Origin of the sequence: Vreelandella andesensis (assembly GCF_003989795.1) — a bacterium.
GTDB lineage: Bacteria > Pseudomonadota > Gammaproteobacteria > Pseudomonadales > Halomonadaceae > Vreelandella > Vreelandella andesensis.
On record NZ_RZHG01000022.1, the window covers coordinates 75,782 to 92,577 of the forward strand.

18 protein-coding genes are annotated in these 16,796 nt (G+C 52.6%); 4 read left to right on the plus strand and 14 right to left on the minus strand.

Translation table 11 applies throughout. From position 1 onward, the window contains the following. Window positions 1–98: 98 nt before the first annotated feature. The 3 genes from ELY33_RS13045 to fabV form a co-directional block, all read right to left on the minus strand. A complete protein-coding gene (locus tag ELY33_RS13045; RefSeq protein WP_208644243.1) occupies window positions 99–1,073 on the minus strand; it encodes a GlxA family transcriptional regulator in 975 nt (324 codons plus the stop codon). Between the two features lie 179 nt (window positions 1,074–1,252). After that, complete coding sequence (locus ELY33_RS13050) at window positions 1,253–1,468, minus strand: hypothetical protein (protein WP_126948350.1); 216 nt, start codon at window positions 1,466–1,468, stop codon at window positions 1,253–1,255. A 68-nt stretch (window positions 1,469–1,536) separates the two neighbouring features. Beyond that, entirely contained in the window at window positions 1,537–2,742 is a 1,206-nt protein-coding gene (gene fabV / locus ELY33_RS13055) for an enoyl-ACP reductase FabV (RefSeq protein ID WP_126948351.1), read from the minus strand. Window positions 2,743–2,901: 159 nt separating this feature from the next. On the opposite strand from fabV, the gene ELY33_RS13060 reads away from it, so the two are divergent. Continuing rightward, window positions 2,902–3,285, plus strand: coding sequence for a DUF7079 family protein (locus tag ELY33_RS13060; RefSeq protein WP_126948352.1), 384 nt, complete (start codon window positions 2,902–2,904; stop codon window positions 3,283–3,285). 71 nt (window positions 3,286–3,356) lie between these two features. On the opposite strand, the gene ELY33_RS13065 is transcribed toward ELY33_RS13060, so the two are convergent. After that, a complete protein-coding gene (locus tag ELY33_RS13065) occupies window positions 3,357–3,842 on the minus strand; it encodes a glutathione peroxidase (RefSeq protein ID WP_126948353.1) in 486 nt (161 codons plus the stop codon). Between the two features lie 77 nt (window positions 3,843–3,919). Beyond that, on the minus strand, window positions 3,920–4,537 hold the full coding sequence (locus ELY33_RS13070; protein ID WP_126948354.1) for a LysE family translocator: 618 nt from the start codon (window positions 4,535–4,537) through the stop codon (window positions 3,920–3,922). A gap of 189 nt (window positions 4,538–4,726) precedes the next feature. Here ELY33_RS13070 and ELY33_RS13075 point away from each other — a divergent pair, with 189 nt between their 5' ends. Next, complete coding sequence (locus ELY33_RS13075) at window positions 4,727–5,458, plus strand: YebC/PmpR family DNA-binding transcriptional regulator (RefSeq protein WP_126948355.1); 732 nt, start codon at window positions 4,727–4,729, stop codon at window positions 5,456–5,458. A 64-nt stretch (window positions 5,459–5,522) separates the two neighbouring features. Here ELY33_RS13075 and ELY33_RS13080 read toward each other — a convergent pair whose 3' ends face one another. Beyond that, the gene (locus ELY33_RS13080) at window positions 5,523–6,353 is read right to left on the minus strand and encodes a mechanosensitive ion channel family protein (protein ID WP_126948356.1); all 831 of its coding nucleotides are present in this window, start codon (window positions 6,351–6,353) and stop codon (window positions 5,523–5,525) included. An 8-nt stretch (window positions 6,354–6,361) separates the two neighbouring features. Further along, window positions 6,362–7,609 carry a hypothetical protein gene (locus tag ELY33_RS13085; RefSeq protein ID WP_126948357.1) on the minus strand — a complete coding sequence of 416 codons (1,248 nt, stop codon included), beginning with the start codon at window positions 7,607–7,609 and terminating at the stop codon, window positions 6,362–6,364. A 139-nt stretch (window positions 7,610–7,748) separates the two neighbouring features. Between ELY33_RS13085 and ELY33_RS13090 the strand changes: the two genes are divergently transcribed. Beyond that, window positions 7,749–8,021 carry a hypothetical protein gene (locus ELY33_RS13090; RefSeq protein WP_126948358.1) on the plus strand — a complete coding sequence of 91 codons (273 nt, stop codon included), beginning with the start codon at window positions 7,749–7,751 and terminating at the stop codon, window positions 8,019–8,021. A gap of 4 nt (window positions 8,022–8,025) precedes the next feature. Here ELY33_RS13090 and ELY33_RS13095 read toward each other — a convergent pair whose 3' ends face one another. The 7 genes from ELY33_RS13095 to ELY33_RS13125 all read right to left on the minus strand — a co-directional run bounded on the left by ELY33_RS13095 (window position 8,026) and on the right by ELY33_RS13125 (window position 15,684). Continuing rightward, window positions 8,026–8,559: an NUDIX domain-containing protein gene (locus ELY33_RS13095; RefSeq protein WP_126948359.1), complete on the minus strand. Its 534-nt coding sequence runs from the start codon at window positions 8,557–8,559 to the stop codon at window positions 8,026–8,028. A 94-nt stretch (window positions 8,560–8,653) separates the two neighbouring features. Beyond that, window positions 8,654–9,661 carry a zinc-dependent alcohol dehydrogenase family protein gene (locus ELY33_RS13100; protein WP_126948360.1) on the minus strand — a complete coding sequence of 336 codons (1,008 nt, stop codon included), beginning with the start codon at window positions 9,659–9,661 and terminating at the stop codon, window positions 8,654–8,656. Window positions 9,662–9,727: 66 nt separating this feature from the next. After that, window positions 9,728–11,626, minus strand: a complete 1,899-nt coding sequence (locus ELY33_RS13105; RefSeq protein WP_126948361.1) for an ABC transporter ATP-binding protein — start codon at window positions 11,624–11,626, stop codon at window positions 9,728–9,730. Window positions 11,627–11,727: 101 nt separating this feature from the next. Further along, window positions 11,728–12,606 carry a PA4780 family RIO1-like protein kinase gene (locus ELY33_RS13110; protein WP_126948362.1) on the minus strand — a complete coding sequence of 293 codons (879 nt, stop codon included), beginning with the start codon at window positions 12,604–12,606 and terminating at the stop codon, window positions 11,728–11,730. A 33-nt stretch (window positions 12,607–12,639) separates the two neighbouring features. Beyond that, entirely contained in the window at window positions 12,640–14,037 is a 1,398-nt protein-coding gene (dbpA, locus tag ELY33_RS13115; protein WP_126948363.1) for an ATP-dependent RNA helicase DbpA, read from the minus strand. 134 nt (window positions 14,038–14,171) lie between these two features. Then, window positions 14,172–14,648 (minus strand): Cys-tRNA(Pro) deacylase, encoded by a 477-nt coding sequence (gene ybaK, locus ELY33_RS13120; RefSeq protein ID WP_126948364.1) that lies wholly within the window; start codon window positions 14,646–14,648, stop codon window positions 14,172–14,174. A gap of 172 nt (window positions 14,649–14,820) precedes the next feature. After that, complete coding sequence (locus tag ELY33_RS13125) at window positions 14,821–15,684, minus strand: cation diffusion facilitator family transporter (RefSeq protein ID WP_126948365.1); 864 nt, start codon at window positions 15,682–15,684, stop codon at window positions 14,821–14,823. Between the two features lie 107 nt (window positions 15,685–15,791). Here ELY33_RS13125 and ELY33_RS13130 point away from each other — a divergent pair, with 107 nt between their 5' ends. Then, entirely contained in the window at window positions 15,792–16,661 is an 870-nt protein-coding gene (locus tag ELY33_RS13130) for a LysR family transcriptional regulator (protein WP_126948366.1), read from the plus strand. The last annotated feature ends 135 nt before the right edge of the window (window positions 16,662–16,796 follow it).

Consider the following 16,796-nt stretch of genomic DNA (forward strand, 5'->3'; position numbering starts at 1 on the left):
GACGATACCTCCGATGGAGTAAAGGATAGAATCAGTATACGGGGGGCGATAGACGGCGTGCTTTCAGTATTGGGACGGTAAATTATGAAAAGCCGCGCTTATCCAAGCCGTTCTTCCCGCGGTGTGATGCCAAAGTGATTGCGATAGGCGGTAGAGAAGTGCGCACCAGAAGAAAACCCGGTCATCAGCGCAATATCTCCCACCGGGCGATCGCTCTCTCTTAATTGTTTGCGCGCATCTTGTAAGCGCAGATCCAGGTAGTACCGACTAGGCACTGCCTGTAGGTACTTTTTGAACAGTCGCTCTAACTGCCGCCGGGAAATACCCAGATGCTCAGCCAACTCTAGTGTAGAAAGCGGCTCTTCAATATTCGCTTCCATTAACGTAACGGCATCTACCAGGCTTTGCGGCGCGTGGCCAAGGCGATTACGCAGCGGCACGTGCTGGCGCTCATCGGCTAAGCGAATGCGATCACAGACGAACTGCTCAGACACCTGCTCGGCAAGGCGCTGACCGTGATGTTTGCCAATCAGCGTGAGCATCATATCCATGGCCGCCGTACCGCCAGCACAGGTTAGCCGGTCGCGGTCAATTTCAAACAGTTGCTGAGAGAGTGTGACCTGAGGATAAGCCTGCGCAAACGCATCGAATCGCTGCCAGGGCAGCGTGGCGCGATAACCTTCTAAAAGCCCGCAGCGGGCCAGCACTTCGGTGCCTCCCGCAAGACCGCCCATAGCAACACGTCTGCCTTGATGACTACGCAGCCATTCATTTAGCTTGGCGGGTAGCGCATAAGGCAACGGTGTAGGCGCACACACCAGCAGCAGATCCAGCGGCCCAAGCGGCGCGCCCAACACGTGCTGCGCTAGCAAGGAAAGTTGCGCGCCACTGCGCACCGGCTCATCGGTTAAGCTGAGTGTCACCGTGTGGTAAAGCATTTGCCCGCTGAGCTGATTGGCCATTTGAAGCGGTTCGATAGCGCTCGCATGGGCCAACAGCGAAAAACCGGGCAACAGCACGAAGGCCACCCGCCGACGTTCACTGGCGGATGACATCAACGTACTTGAGGACATGACACGTTGCTTCGCTGCATAGAAATCGCCGCCAACTTAGGTAAATAGCTAATCAAAAAGCCATCTTACCCAATTGCGCAAGTGAAGGCAGTGCTATGGCTCTTAAAACTAAAATAGGGGGCATAATTACAAAAGTGCCGGGCGTAAAGCCCGGCAACAGAAGGAGGAATGAGTCTTTGCTAACCGCCGCTATTGCCAAGCCCTAGAATGACAATGCCTGCGACGACAATGCCCATCACGATAATGATTAAAGGGAGCATTTTATGCAGTCCATTAGCGGACTTTTTTGCTTCCGGCTGCCGTTGGGGCTGAGACGTTTCAAAGTCCTCCGGGATACGTTCTTTCATTACGTGCTCTATTTCTTCTTCCCGGGTTTTGCTTTCCTTGGTATCCATACAACACCTCTCGCTTTCCGGTTAGATGATCAAAGCGTGACGATTAACATTCCTCATCGCGCTTATCGCTATAGCGTCACGACATCAAAGTGAACATCAGGGTTCACATCTGCTTCGTAATCTACGTCTTCACGCTCGAAGCCAAACAGCTTCAAGAATTCATGCTTGTAACCAGCATAGTCGGTTATTTCAAAAAGATTCTCTGTTGTGACGGCTGGCCACAGGTCTTGGCAGGCTTTTTGTACGTCGTCACGCAGCTCCCAGTCATCAAGACGTAGGCGGCCTTTGTCATCGGTGACCATGTCGTCATGTTGACCAGAGTAAAGGCGCTCGCCAAACAAGCGGTTTAATTGGTCAATCGTACCTTCGTGGAGGCCCTGCTCTTTCATGATGCGGTAGACCATGGCGATATACAGCGGCATCACGGGAATCGCGGCGCTGGCCTGGGTGACCACCGACTTGAGAACGGCAACGTTGGCACCGCCGCCTGTCTCTTTCAGTTTGGCATCAATCGCAGCGGCGGCACGGTCAAGGTCTTCCTTGGCTTTACCGAGCGCACCGTGCCAGTAAATCGGCCAGGTGATTTCAGTACCGATGTAGCTAAACGCCACGCTACGCGCGCCTTTCGCTAGCACGCCCGCTTCATCCAGGGCGCTCATCCATAGCTCCCAGTCCTCGCCGCCCATCACGGTGATGGTATCGTCGATCTCTTGCTGGGTGGCAGGCTCGACTTGCGCCTCGATGATGGCATCTTTATTGGTGTCAATGGCGGTAGCGCGGTAGGTTTCGCCAATCGGCTTCAGGCTAGAGCGCTTCACTTCGCCAGTATCTGGCAACTTACGCACTGGCGACGCCAGAGAGTAGACCACTAGATCAATGTCGCCCATGTCCTGCTTAATCAACTCAATGGCTTTTTCCCGTGCTTCGTTAGAGAACGCATCGCCGTTGATTGATTTGCTGTATAGGCCTTCTTGCTTGGCAAACTTGTCAAACGCTGCACTGTTATACCAGCCAGCAGTGCCGGTTTTTTTCTCACTGCTAGGCTTTTCAAAGAAGACACCTAGGGTATCGGCGCCATAACCAAAAGCAGCCGTAATACGCGCTGCTAAGCCGTAGCCACTGGAAGCACCAATTACCAGCACCTTTTTAGGGCCTTGGCTTTTATCTAAGCCACGCGCGCGGGTTGCCTCGATCTGTTCCAGAACGTTTTGCTCGCAGCCTTTAGGATGTGTGGTGGTGCAGATAAAGCCACGCACTTTTGGTTTAATGATCACATTGGACCCCTTTATCAGATTGATGTCGCTTCCAGCATGGCAGTGCCATTACCGTGTGGGGTGTATTCTAGCGGTCTAGGCGCGCGCTGTCCGCTCTTGAGCTTCTTCGCCATTCACGGCAGGATAGCGACCTGACCACTCCTTACCGACGAGACCCTGATGAACGCACAGCAGCTAGTCGATGAACGTGGCGACCTATGGCTTGCTCTTGCACCGTTGTGGCTTGACCGTGAGCCAAGTGAGCGCGACTACGCCCATATGATTGAGATAATTGAACAGCATGACATGTCACTGAAGGAACTGGAGTGGATGTTCCGTTTAGAGCTTGCTCCAGTGATGGCGAGACACCAGCTGTCCATCGCCAGTGAATGGCGAAAGTTCGATGACTATAAATTGATGAAGCAGTTGGTGAGCCATAACCTGCGCCTGAAAGGCTGGCGGCGTAAAAGTTGGGCGCTGTTTTCAGGATTAACCACGATGATGGTTCGCCATCGCTGGGTGGAGTTGATGCAGCGGCTAATGGTTACCCGCGGCGAGCTTTGACAGAACGCCTTATTCTTATCCACTGCGCTCTCTCTATCACGCTTTATCCATTTCTCTTTACTCTTTGCCCATCACTCCTTATCAAGTGCGGCCTCCAGCGCAAGGCGCAGCGACAGCCCATGGTCGTTGGGGGCAAACCGTGCAATCACCCTGCCATCACGCCCTACTAAAAACTTGGTAAAATTCCACTTGATCGCCTTGGTGCCCAACACCCCTGGCGCTTCTTGCTTTAACACCACAAACAGCGGGTGGGCGTTTGGACCATTCACCGACACTTTTTCCAGCAGTGGAAAGCTGACACCAAACTGCTGCTCGCCGAAAAGACAAAAGGCCTCAGCACTCTCCGGTGACTGTTTACCAAACTGATTACAAGGAAAACCAAGCACCGTAAACCCGCGATCTCGGTAACGTTGGTAGAGGCTTTCCAGCTCTTTTAACTGCGGGGTAAAACCGCACTTACTCGCCACATTTACGACCAACAATACCTGCCCGCGCAGCACCCGCAAGTTAAACGGCTTGCCTTGATGGGTGTAACAATCCTGCTCATAAATCATCATCACAAGGCCCCCTAAATGACTCCAACAGCATAGGCTTTACCATGCCACGGCACCAGCCGTTACGCCAGTACGGCTTATCAACTAATAGGGCCAATCACAACGCGCAGCGCCAGTGCAATAAGCAGTACACCAGTGATTCGGTTAATCCAATGGGCATGGTGCTGAAGCCAGGGCAATACGCGAGAATGCGAAAGCCCTACCGCCACTAAAACGTACCATCCTCCATCAATAATAATCGCCGTGGCGACGATAATGGCTTTAGCAAGTAGACTCATCTCGGGCGTTACGAACTGACTTAATAGAGCTACAAAAAAGATGATCAACTTGGGATTGCCTAGCGCCACCAACACTGCTTCTTTGGCGGCTTGGCGTGGCGTCGTCACTGCCGCACCGGGAGATAGCGCACCGCTTCTGCCCGCTCGTAGTGCCTTTATTCCTAACCACGCTAAATAGGCCGCGCCACACCATGTCACTAGTTGAAATAACGCTGGATAGCGCACTATGAGCGCAGCTAAGCCCCATACGGTGAGCAACGCATAAACCCCAACGCCCAGCGCATGAAAAACCGCAGCCGTCATGCCGGGCAAGCGACCACCCCCTAGCGTATGGCGCAGTACCAGTGCCAGGCTAGGGCCTGGTGACATTGCCCCCATGGCACAAATAGCAGCCAGCGATAGCCAAAGTGACAGCGGCATTCCTCTCTCCTTGAAAAGCGGCAATATTAAATTAAATGAGTATACGCCAGCAACGCAGGTATCTCGTGAATAAATCTATCCCCTTAAATAACGCTGTTAGCATGGTACGCTGTTGGGTAAAATTTTCCCCTTTTTGAAAACGATGACGCCTGCCCTGCAGGCGGTTCATGGCTAATAAAGGACTTCAATATGGGTAGGGCGTTTCAAAACCGTAAGGAATCCATGGCCAAAACGGCCGCTGCGAAAACCAAGGTTTACAGCAAGTATGGGCGTGAAATCTACGTTTGCGCCAAAGCGGGCGGCACCGACCCGAACGGCAATCTTGCGCTACGCGGTTTGATGGAACGGGCTAAGAAGGACCAAGTGCCGTCTCACGTTATTGACAAAGCCTTGGATAAAGCGAGCGGCGCAGGCGGCGAAGACTTTTCGCCAGCACGCTATGAAGGCTTTGGCCCGGGTAACGTCATGGTGATCGTCGATTGCTTAACCGATAACCCCAACCGCACCTTTGGCGATGTGCGTGGCTGCTTTACTAAAACCAAAAGCAAAATTGGCACCCCCGGTACCGTTAGTCACATGTTTGATCACTGCGCGATTTTCTCGTTTGCGGGTAGCGATGAAGAAGCCGTGTTGGAAGCACTCATGGAAGCCGATGTTGACGTTACTGACATTGAACAGGAGGAGGAGCGCATTACGGTCTTTGCTCCGCACACCGATTACGCAAAAGCCAAACAAGCGCTGATCGATACTTTCGGTGAGATCGATTTCGACGTTGATGAAATACAGTTCTTACCTCAAACCCCTACCCCCATCGAAGGCGACGATGTGGTGATGTTTGAGAAACTGCTGGGCATGCTTGAAGAGCTCGACGATGTTCAAAATGTTTTCCACAGTGCCGAGCTACCAGAAGAAACGTCTTAAACCGTCATTCGGTTAGCGCATACGCCTTGTGGTCGTCGGCATCTCTGCCGACGGCCTTATAGGGTCACTGATGGGCAGCCTCGCGTGAATCCAAGGCTGCATCAGGCGGTAGCAACGCGGGGGTAACGCCCGCTGCACTTAGCACCTGTTTACCGCGCACGGTCAAATCAGTGATAAACAAAAACTGCTGCCGTGGATCTACCGGAAAAGCGCGAATACGGTAATGCGTGCCCCAGGGTTTCTCCTCTGCCACGACAATAATCGGCTTATCAAACTTAAGGTAAGCACTCGTTAACGCGACGTCTCGAAGCGCTGTGCGCACCCAGCCAGCCTCGTGCTCAGGATGAAGGTAAAAACTTGCCACGCACTGAAGGCTAGTGCCGCCATTGTTAGCGTTATAAATGGCTGAATCCCAGAGTTTAAGATGCGGTACCGCTACCAAATCATCATCGGGGGTTAAGATTTCTACGGTGCGCATCCCAACGTGCTTAACTTCACCGTAAGTATCCTCAATTTTAACCCAATCTCCAGGCCGATAGGGCAGCTCAACAGCGGATACTACCCCTGCAATCAGGCTGCTGACGTAATCTTTTAGGGCAAAGCCTATCGCTAGGCCAAGGGCACCTAGCAGCGTCACCATATTACGCAGTGAAGGCTCAATAACGATAGGTACAGCAATCGCCAGCGCGGTAATTAAAATCAGTAACCGTGTTAAGGGCACCAGCGCAAACACTCTAAAACGCACTTGACCATGTAAGCGATTAGCCAACCAGCTCAATCCTCGCTGGCTAGCAATAATCAACAGCACCGTACTGGCTAGAATGACCCCTAATATCACCAGTGTTTGACTATCAAACTCATTAAACAGCCTGGCATACTGCTTTTGATCGTCCATATAATCTCCTAAAGCGGGTCAACCAGGTAGCGTCGCGATTCCAGCAGTTGCCGCACGCCCGAGTAGCTTAATGGGTCGACTTGCCAGCGCCCTTGGTGGCAATTAAGAATTCCCTGACGAGCGAGTGCTAACCGTGCGTTTAGCGCTTCATGATTTGAAAATGGCAGTACATACTGTAACGCTTGATCCTCTAGCCCCCCATGAATTAGCAGCGCATGCAGTAACAGCGTTGGCACATCCCCCGTATCTAAAGCCAGTTCTGCTTCTGCCAAGGCGTCTAGTAGCCATAGCTCTTTTGATTTTCCTTGAGATTTTCCTTGAGATTTTCCTTGAGATTTTCCTTGAGATTTTCCTTGAGACTTCTCTTGAGACCGCTGGCGCGGACGGCCTTTATCGCCATTGTCAGCCGGCTCACGCAGCCGCTCTCGCCAGTAGTGCCACGCAATACCTAAATGCCCTCGGCAGTGAGCTGCTAGACGCTGCAGCTCTTTATAAGAGCGCTCACTATCAGCAGTGTCGTTACTAGCGTCAGCAAGAATTGACTGCCCCGTTCGAGAACTGTACACCGTAGGATAGACGCTACTATCCGCCAACTGAGCAAAATAGTACGCAAGCTGTTCTCCCTCTAGCGCCTGTAAGGTAACGACCGGGACACCCTCTAGGCCCACCGCATGCTGAAGATAAGCATACGTCCAGCTATCACAACCAATCACACCCTGTCCTAGCCGGCCACTTAAGGCTCGCTCCAACAATTCGCGTACGCCTTGCAAACCTTGCGTGTGACGTAAAAAATGCCTTTCCAAGGTAGGGATTGCCCATTGACGCTGATGGCTACAGTGTTCTACCCATTCTAGGCAACCCTCCGTAAGCTCTTTAAGCGTTGGTGGCGGTATGCAATTAACGCCTTGCTGCTGCGCCCAGCGACTAACCACTGCCCCATGGCCACCATGAGGTGGAGAGATAAACAGCACGAGCGGTGCATCCGTATTGTCTTCCGTTACTTTACCAAAGGCATGAGACGCTGGCGCCCAATCAATGGGAGGTACCCAATGTGAAAGCGCGACTTCGGGCAGTTTACGCAACTCGCTTTCTTGCTTTGCTTGTCGTTCAGAGGCCTCTTTACCGACGATCCATGTAGTCGCCGTCCGCCAACTACGCCGCCACTGGCTAGCTTGGGTTTGCTCTGGTGTTTTAAATAACTCAAGTGCCACGACTTCCCATGGCGAAAAGGCAGACTTCGTTGAGCGCTGCGCCATATGCTGCCTCGAACATAAATAAGTGGATTAAGGTTAGCATGCCTCATATTGTCAGTGAGGAGTTAGCCGAACTTATCGTCTAAAATAAAGTCGTTATACATTGGCTAACTAACATGAGAGCAAAGCGCAGGAGGCGATAATGAGTGTAGTTAACGTTACAATGGCAGAACTGCATGAGAAGCTTGCAAAGTGCATTGCAGGCGAGCGGGTGCTTATCGACCACGAGGGAAATCGATTCAGCGGACGGATCCAACACGTGGGCTTAACGGGGTTAAAAGTTATCCCTGAAGCACAGATTAAAAACAGCACGGGAGACTCAGGCGATATCGATGGGGTGGCAGTTACCTATGACGACATTTGGGAACTTGAAGTAAAAGGCGTTGTGTACAGCCGTCAAATCGACGACGCTTGATAAATCAACCAGCCAAAGCAAAAGCAACACGTTCTAACACCAGCGTCTCGCGGTGGATAGACAACCCCATGCTGGCAGGCTGGCGCGACATAACATCACGGTTGTGCTTAATCGCATCCTCTAGCGACACCCATTTTGCTGACATTCCGTTAGCGGCCTCATAATCTTCCAGTTTTGCTTCTCCCAACGTGCTGCCGATTTGGCAGGTAAACCAGTGTGATGTTTGAAACATGACATCCCACTGCTTTTTCCAGGTCGGCGTGTACTCGGTAACATAACCGAAGTGAGCCGTGACACTAATGTGTTGCGCCCCCGTTTCTTCGTAAAGCTCACGGTGTAAACCGACTTCAGGGCTTTCTCCTGGGTCTATACCGCCACCGGGGAAACTGAAGTCGTCGTAGCGCTCGGTATATAGCAATAGAATGCTGTCATCACGAGTGACAATGGCGCGCGCGGCCTCGCGTTCGAGAACCCGCATACCGTCAAGAGGTAATGGTGATGGCAACGTACTATGAACAAGATGAGCAATGTGCTGCATGAGTACCCCTAATAAATAAAAGCGGCCATTTTACGCAAATGACCGCTTTAATTCACCTAATTTGCTGAAAGCAACATTACGTATTCAATCAGCGCTAGAAAGTCAGACAAATCTTGCCGAAGTGTTTGCCCGATTCCTGGTGACGAAAAGCATCAGCAATGTCGTTCAGCGAAAACTCACGGTCAATAACGGGCTTTAGGTTAGTGGCTTCGATGGCACGAATCATCTCGATTTGATGACGGCGGCTACCCACAATAAGGCCTTGCAACTTGGCCTGTTTCGCCATCAGCTTGGCCGTTGGTATTTCGCCTTCTCGGCCAGTTAGAACGCCTATCAGCGATATATGCCCGCCAATTTTTATCGCATCAATCGATTGCGGTAGCGTACCAGGGCCACCTACTTCAACCACATGATCCACGCCTTCGCCGTTGGTTAATGCCTTAACAGCCTTACCCCAGTCAGGCGTTTCCTTATAATTAATAGTGTGCTCAGCGCCGAGTTCGCGCAGGCGGGTCAGCTTGTCATTTGAAGACGACGTGGCGATTACCCGTGCGCCCATCATCTTGGCAAACTGTAGCGCGAAAATGGAGACACCGCCGGTGCCCAACACCAGCACGGTATCTCCTGCTTTTAGTCCGCCATCTACCACAAGTGCCCGCCAAGCGGTTAAACCAGCGGTGGTCAACGTCGCAGACTCCGCATGGCTATACCCTTTAGGCTGATGGGTAAATGAGGTAGCGGGCGCAACGACTTGCTCGCGAGCATAGCCGTCGACACCATCCCCTGGCGTAGTGGTGAAGTCGCCTACTCTCGCTGGCCCTTCCAGCCAATTGGGGAAAAACGTCGACACAACCGCATCACCCACGGCGAATTCGCTAACGCCTTCCCCAACCGCTTCAACCACGCCGGCACCATCCGACATGGGGATACGACCATCCACAGTGGGGATCATACCTACTACCACAGCATAATCGTGGAAGTTAAGCGAACTAGCATGTAGACGTACTTTAATTTCACCGCTGCCAGGCTCACTTGGCGCTGTTAATTCAACCACGTCCAGTTTATCTAAACCGCCGGGCTCTCGAAGCTGAATAGCTTGCATCGCTACCTCCTGTTAGACGTATGTCGTTAAAAACGCCTGGTATAAAAAACCTAGTAAACGACTGGTCTAATTAGAAGTGGGGGCATTATTATCGGGATCAAGGTCGTGCCCCAAAAAGCCCCCAGACTGGCGCTGCCACAAGCTTGCATAAATGCCATTATGAGCCAGCAGTTGCTGATGCGTGCCACTTTCCACCATGCGACCTTCATCCACGACAATCAATCGATCGAGCATGGCAATGGTAGACAGCCGGTGGGCAATCGCAATCACCGTTTTTCCTTCCATCAGCGCATCGAGCTGCTCTTGAATGGCGGCTTCCACTTCAGAATCCAGTGCCGAGGTGGCTTCATCAAGCACCAGAATCGGGGCATTTTTAAGCAGCACGCGGGCGATAGCAATGCGCTGACGCTGACCACCGGAAAGTTTTACGCCACGCTCGCCTACGTGGGCATCTAAACCGCGCCGCCCTTTGGGGTCGACCAGCTCGTTGATAAAGGTATCGGCGTGGGCGCGGCTGACCGCTTGCCACACATCGTCATCGCTGGCATGAGGGCTACCATAACGGATATTGTCCCGCAGCGAACGGTGCAGCAGCGAGGTATCCTGGGTCACCATGCCAATCCGGTGGCGCAATGAGGTTTGGGTGACGTCGGCGATATTCTGTCCGTCGATCAGAATTCGACCGCCCTGTAAGTCGTAAAACCGCAGTAGCAGGTTTGCCAGTGTCGACTTCCCCGCCCCGGAACGGCCAATCAGGCCAATTTTCTCACCGGGCTTAATCGTCAGGCTCAGCCCGTCGAAAACGTTTTTACTTTCCCCCTTGGCCTGGGCGTACTGAAAGCGCAGCGCATCAAACACAATCTCACCATTGGGCACTGTAAGCGCCTTGGCATTGGGCGCATCTTTGATCGTTGGCTCCTGGGCGATGGTATTCATGCCATCCTGCACCGTGCCAATGTTTTCAAACAGGCCGGCCACTTCCCATAAAATCCAGTCCGACATGAAACGGATACGCATGACCAGGGCAATCGCTATCGCTAAAACGCCCAGGGAAATAGCGTCAAAATACCAGGCACTGATCGCCATGCCCGCCGTTCCCACCAACAGCAACGTATTGAGCAAGGTGAGACAGACACTCATGATGGTGACCAAGCGCATTTGCCGATGCACGGTGCCCATAAACCCTTGCATGGCATCTTTGGCATAGCTCTGTTCGCGCTGGGTATCGGCGAACAGCTTGATGGTCTGGATGTTGCTGTAGCTATCAACCACGCGCCCCGTCATCTGGGCACGAGCATCGGCTTGAGCCATCGAAACATCGCGCAGGCGCGGAACAAAAAAGCGCATAATGCTTAAATAGCCGACCAACCAAATCCCCAAAGGCAGCAACAGCCACGGGTCTGCACGCCCTAGCAAAATGGCTGCACCGGTGAAGTACACAATGGCGTAAACCATTAAGTCCATCACTTTGGTGACGGTTTCACGAATGGCCAGCGCCGTTTGCATGACTTTTTGCGACACCCGCCCCGCAAACTCATCCTGATAAAAGGCCAAGCTCTGGCTGAGCATATGACGGTGCGATAACCAGCGGCCAATCATCGGATAGTTCCCGAAGATACTTTGGTGGGTCACCAGTGATTGCACAAGCACCAGGAGTGGCAAGCCGATAATCACCACCAAACCAACACCCGAAAGCCAAAGACCGTGATTCGACCAGAAGTCCGCCCGTTCTACATAGCCCAACCAGTCAACTAAGTCGCCCATGTAGCTAAAAAACACCACCTCCGCCGCGGAAACTAAGGCAGTCACTACCGACATCAGCAAAAGCCACGGCCATACCGGCCGCGAAAAATGCCAGATAAATGGCAGCAGGCCTTTCGGTGGCGTGACAACCTCTCCTTCAGGATAGGGATTCACCCGCGTTTCAAAGTAGCGGAACAGCGGTGCTAGCAGACGAGACAACATGGAAGGTCCTTACATGAGGAAGGCCATCACACCTGCCACCGTTTTAATAACGCTAGCAGGTATGCTTCGCCTAAACGCAGTGATGATGGATACGAGACGATTTAATACGGCTGGGGAATCTCACCATCGTCATCATCATCGCCGCGCATGCGCGCCTGACGGTCAGCCTCTTCCTCTTTGGCATCGTCGATCACTTCCATCAGTTCACCGACGTTGGCAATATGGCTATCAAGTTCAAAATGACCCGTCAGCTTGCTATCGGGGTGTAACTTACCTGCTTCGTACAAGGCCCACATTTCTTTACCGTAATGGGTCGTCAGAAGCTCTGGCGCGAAACGACCAAAGTAGGCACGCATATTATCGACGTCGCGTTCTAGCATCGCCTCTGCACTGTTATTCCCTGCCGCATCCACCGCCTGGGGCAAATCGATAATCACCGGCCCTTCAGCATCAACCAACACATTGAATTCCGATAAGTCGCCGTGGATCAGGCCTGCGCACAGCATACGTACCACGTCCTGAATGACCTTGGCGTGATAGCGCAGCGCTTGCTCCTGGGTTAGGGTCACTTCATCCAGACGCGGTGCGACATTCCCTTCAGCATCGCTGATCATTTCCATCAGCAGCACGCCATCAACGAAACCATGGGGCTCAGGCACACGTACATCAGCGGCAGCAAGACGATAGAGCGCATCGACTTCGGCATTCAGCCATGCCTGTTCCTGTTCTTTCTGACCGTAGCGGGTCTTTTTCGCCATAGCGCGCGAACGGCGACTGTTGCGTTCCTTTCGCCCCTCCTGGTATTGCACCGCCTGTTTGAAGCTACGCTGTTTAGCCTCTTTAAAGACTTTAGCGCAACGCACGTCTTCACCGCAGCGCACAACATACACCTGCGCCTCTTTACCACTCATTAACTGCACCAGCACTTCATCAATCATTCCATCATCGACCAAGGGCTGTAATCGCTTAGGGATTTTCATGGTTAGCTGCGTCGGCTCCTCTTTATTACGAGATCAATAACGAATGCGGCGAACGCGAAAAGCGCGTCCTTTAAGTTTGTCACGTTCAAGTTTAGCCTGGGCTTTTTGAACGGCGCTATGCTCTACCGCCACATAAGCACTGCGGGCCAGCACTTTAATTTTGCCTACCTGGTCACCTCGCAGGCCACCTTCGCTGGTCAGCGCCCCTAAAATATCACCCGGGCGCAGCTTGTCTTTTTTACCGCCCGCCAGCTGTAGCGTTGCCATGGGCGGCTCAAACGGCACTGAATGTTGGGATTTCGGCAAGGGTTCGGTGGTAATTGGTTGTTCCAACAAGCCTTCCAACCGTTCTAGTCGGTAATGCTCTTTAGGCGTTACCAACGTACAGGCAATACCGCTAGCCCCGGCGCGCCCAGTACGCCCCACCCGATGCACGTGAACATCAAGCTCACGGGCAATTTGGTAGTTAAACACTGCATCCAATTGAGCAATATCCAAACCGCGAGCGGCAACATCCGTCGCCACCAAAATAGACGCGCTTTGGTTAGCAAACAGGATCAAGCGACGATCGCGATCTTTCTGCTCTAAATCACCGTTGAGCGCCACGGCACTAAAGCCAGCCTCAACCAATTGCTCAGCCACTGCCTGGGTTTCGCGCTTGGTGTTGCAGAACACCACGCTAGTTGCTGGCCGGTAAACCAGTAACAGCTTCTGAAGCGCCGCAAAACGGGCCTCTTCGTTAGCCACCTCAAAAAAGTGTTGATCAATGGTCGTAGCATCATGAACCTCGGCCACTTTGACCATCACTGGCTCACGCATGACCCCTCGGGTCATCGTAGCAAGGCCACCGGAAGACCGATCATCCGGAAACGTCGCGCTAAACAGCAGCGTTTGGCGGTCGGCAGGCGTCTCGGCAATGATCGCATCAATGGTGTCTTGAAACCCCATATCAAGCATCCGATCCGCTTCATCAAGAACCAACGTCGTGAGCGAACCCAGCGTTAGCGAGCCTTTGCGTAAATGCTCATCAATTCGACCCGGCGTACCCACGACAATATGCGCCCCATGTTCCAGGGACCCTAATTGCGGCCCAAAAGGCGCACCACCGCACAGGGTAAGCACTTTAACGTTGGGTAATCCCCGCGCTAAACGGCGCAGCTCTTCAGCCACCTGGTCGGCAAGTTCCCGAGTCGGGCACAGCACAAGGCCTTGAACGGCAAACGCTTCTACGCGCAACTCTGCGAGCAGTGCTAAACCAAAGGCAGCAGTTTTCCCCGAGCCTGTTTTGGCCTGGGCCAAAACATCGCGGCCTGCCAACATAGGTGGCAGGCTTTGCGCCTGCACAGGCGTCATTGCATGGTAGCCAAGGGAATCTAAGTTAGTTAAAAGCGCAGGAGAAAGCGCGAGTGAAGCAAAAGAAGTGTCAGACACAAAATTATCCTGAAGGGCCATATTGCCCAGCAAACCTATAATGTGGAGCACCATACCAGAAAGCGTTCCCCCATGCCTTGCTGCAAGCGTTGGCGTACGCTAAAGCATGCCTGGATGCTGAAACCACATCTATATTAGGACAGTGTGGTTGCCAGCGCTGCAAAACACCCTTGGCATAACATGGCTAAGTCGCTTGGAGAAAGCTCAATCTCCAGCCCGCGCCGCCCAGCGCTTACATACAGTGTCGAAAGCATCTGCGCCGAATCGTCAATATAAGTGGGCAGCCGTTTTTTCTGGCCTAGCGGGCTAACGCCGCCAAGTACGTAGCCTGTTGTCCGCTCAACGTCCTCTGGCGCCGCCATGGCGGCTTTTTTCGCCCCTGCCGCTTTCGCAATCTGCTTTAATTCCAAGTGGCTAGTGACCGGTACAATGCCGACTGCCAACTGCTTACCATCCAGGGTAACTACCAAGGTTTTAAACACTTGCTTGGCAGCAACACCCAGTTTTTCAGCTGCCTCTAAGCCATAGGAGTGCGCAGCAGCATCGTGTTCATACTCATGGAGCTGAAAGGCAATACCTGCGTGTTTTGCGCTATTAATCGCCGGTGTCATGGGTTTCTCTTACGTTAACATCGTCAGGCCTTCTGGAAAGGACGCATCTCACTGCTAAGTTAGATAGCGTGATTATTTCAAGGAAGTCAACTGACAGGCGTCTCGAAATGAAAGCAACGGCCAGGACAAACCGATGGCCGTTGTTATTAAAATTGCGGATTACTTTTAGAAATCACGTCACTAACGTAATACTGGTGACAGCCCGCAAATTACGCCGTTTACAGTGCTGTTCAACGCTTTCGACAATTTCTTCAGCATCATTCATTTGCTGCTTATCCAACTGAATATCAACCATTAAAAAACTACCGACCTGCGCTAGCCGCACGTCGTCATTGGCAATATCGTAATCGGCGACTTCTTTCACCATTTCCTGGCGAACGCTACCCAAAGGCTCACCAAACATCAATTCACGCAGCGCGCCCCGCACCATGCGAATAGGCATCGGTAGAAAGTATCCCGCGATAATCAGCACCATCACCGGATCAGCAAAACGCGCCAGGTGGGCCCAAGGAGTCAGCGTCACCCCCCACGTAAGCGCAAAGCCCAGCATAACCGCGGCACTTAGCCAGGTGTCCATTTGCCACTGACGCAGCTCGGCGGCCAGCAGTGATGAACGGGCAATTCGGGCATAACGGTTCAACCACCACCACGTCAACAAGCATCCCGTTACATTCGCCACACCAAACATTAACGCAAGGTCCAACGTTACCAGCCGCCCGCCTTGTGCAAGACTCCACACAGCAGACACCATCGAAAACAGGCACACCAGCGCTATCACTACGCCTTTAAGCAGCACAGCTAACGGCTCTACGGTAAGCCGCCCAAAGGGGTAGTGATCATCTGCCGGTTTGCGCGCCTGCTGTAACGCAAACAACGAAAGCGACGCCAGCACTAAACTTAATAGCGAATAGCCACTATCAAATAAAATAGTAATGGATCCGCTGGCAAGCCCAAGCGCAAGGCCGGTAAAGGCAAACAGGCTGGCAGAGACAGCAGAAAATTTGAGCGCGCGGCGCTCGGCGACAAAGGGGGTCACGCGAAGTACTCCAGTAAAGTGTGTTAAACGCAACGCATCTTAATGAGTACACTAACGCTTCACCAATCGCTCAGCGCCAATTTTTTTGGCGCTTAATGGAGTAACTCATGCGAGCAGAACAAGTGCAGGCGTTTATCGACGTTGCTGAACATGGCTCCTTTGCCGCCGCCGCTCGGCATACCGGGATAAAACGCAGCACCCTCAGCGCTACCGTCAATGCCTTGGAAGATAGCCTAGGGGTCGTGCTGTTCGAGCGTTCAGGCAATAGTCTACAGCTGACTGCCGTCGGTGAAAGCGTGCTACCAGACTGCTACCGCCTGCTGACAAGCGCTAGCCGAATCAAAAAACACTGCCAACAGCACCTGCAAGGTGTAGAAAGCCAGCTGTGCATTGCCAGGGATGATGCCTTGCCTGAAGCGTTCTGGCGGCAAGTCATGCACGACCTAAAACAGCGCTATCCACTTACAGCTATCTCAGTCTATTTATTACCGCCCCAAGAGCACCCACAGTTTGTCCTTCGCCAAACTGTCGATATTGCCTTTGGGTTATATACCGCTGAAGGCGCCGTCGTTAATGCCAGTAACCTTGCGCCGGTTAGCATGTGCCTGGTGGCTGCAACGTCGCACCCGCTGAGTCGCCTTCCCAGCGTTACCCGCGATGATCTCGCCCAATACACCCAGGTATGCTTAACTTACGAGCAGGGCGATAAGCTAGTCAGTGATGCGCTTTTTTCAACCAATTACCTGGGCCTAACTATGTTCGAGGTCATTCGCGATGCCGCGATCAATAGCACTGGTTGGGCATTGCTACCTTACCCGCTAGTGAAAGAAGCAATAGAAAGTCATCAGCTTTGCGCTCTCAACCATGATCTTGCGCTAGACAGCCACTACTACCGCTACGTGGAAGGTGAACGCCTGGGAGTAGTAGCTACCGCGCTGCTGACAAAAGTGTCACGTTTCTTAGGCACCACCCGTTGAGACTTTGTAAGAACGTTGAAATATAACAGTGGAAAAAATTGCTTACGCCCTCCACTCTTCCATAAGAACTTTGTAAAAAAGTGCTACACGAGGAGGTTAAAAGGACTCGCTAGAGAACCGACACAGGCAAGTGTC

What these genes read in the sequence shown, in the direction of transcription:
- ELY33_RS13045 (WP_208644243.1), bottom strand. Translation starts at nt 1,073, where the DNA reads ATGTCCTCAAGTACGTTGATGTCATCCGCCAGTGAACGTCGGCGGGTG.
- ELY33_RS13050 (WP_126948350.1), bottom strand. Translation starts at nt 1,468, where the DNA reads ATGGATACCAAGGAAAGCAAAACCCGGGAAGAAGAAATAGAGCACGTA.
- ELY33_RS13060 (WP_126948352.1), top strand. Translation starts at nt 2,902, where the DNA reads ATGAACGCACAGCAGCTAGTCGATGAACGTGGCGACCTATGGCTTGCT.
- ELY33_RS13065 (WP_126948353.1), bottom strand. Translation starts at nt 3,842, where the DNA reads ATGATGATTTATGAGCAGGATTGTTACACCCATCAAGGCAAGCCGTTT.
- ELY33_RS13070 (WP_126948354.1), bottom strand. Translation starts at nt 4,537, where the DNA reads ATGCCGCTGTCACTTTGGCTATCGCTGGCTGCTATTTGTGCCATGGGG.
- ELY33_RS13075 (WP_126948355.1), top strand. Translation starts at nt 4,727, where the DNA reads ATGGGTAGGGCGTTTCAAAACCGTAAGGAATCCATGGCCAAAACGGCC.
- ELY33_RS13080 (WP_126948356.1), bottom strand. Translation starts at nt 6,353, where the DNA reads ATGGACGATCAAAAGCAGTATGCCAGGCTGTTTAATGAGTTTGATAGT.
- ELY33_RS13085 (WP_126948357.1), bottom strand. Translation starts at nt 7,609, where the DNA reads ATGGCGCAGCGCTCAACGAAGTCTGCCTTTTCGCCATGGGAAGTCGTG.
- ELY33_RS13090 (WP_126948358.1), top strand. Translation starts at nt 7,749, where the DNA reads ATGAGTGTAGTTAACGTTACAATGGCAGAACTGCATGAGAAGCTTGCA.
- ELY33_RS13095 (WP_126948359.1), bottom strand. Translation starts at nt 8,559, where the DNA reads ATGCAGCACATTGCTCATCTTGTTCATAGTACGTTGCCATCACCATTA.
- ELY33_RS13100 (WP_126948360.1), bottom strand. Translation starts at nt 9,661, where the DNA reads ATGCAAGCTATTCAGCTTCGAGAGCCCGGCGGTTTAGATAAACTGGAC.
- ELY33_RS13105 (WP_126948361.1), bottom strand. Translation starts at nt 11,626, where the DNA reads ATGTTGTCTCGTCTGCTAGCACCGCTGTTCCGCTACTTTGAAACGCGG.
- ELY33_RS13110 (WP_126948362.1), bottom strand. Translation starts at nt 12,606, where the DNA reads ATGAAAATCCCTAAGCGATTACAGCCCTTGGTCGATGATGGAATGATT.
- ybaK (WP_126948364.1), bottom strand. Translation starts at nt 14,648, where the DNA reads ATGACACCGGCGATTAATAGCGCAAAACACGCAGGTATTGCCTTTCAG.
- ELY33_RS13130 (WP_126948366.1), top strand. Translation starts at nt 15,792, where the DNA reads ATGCGAGCAGAACAAGTGCAGGCGTTTATCGACGTTGCTGAACATGGC.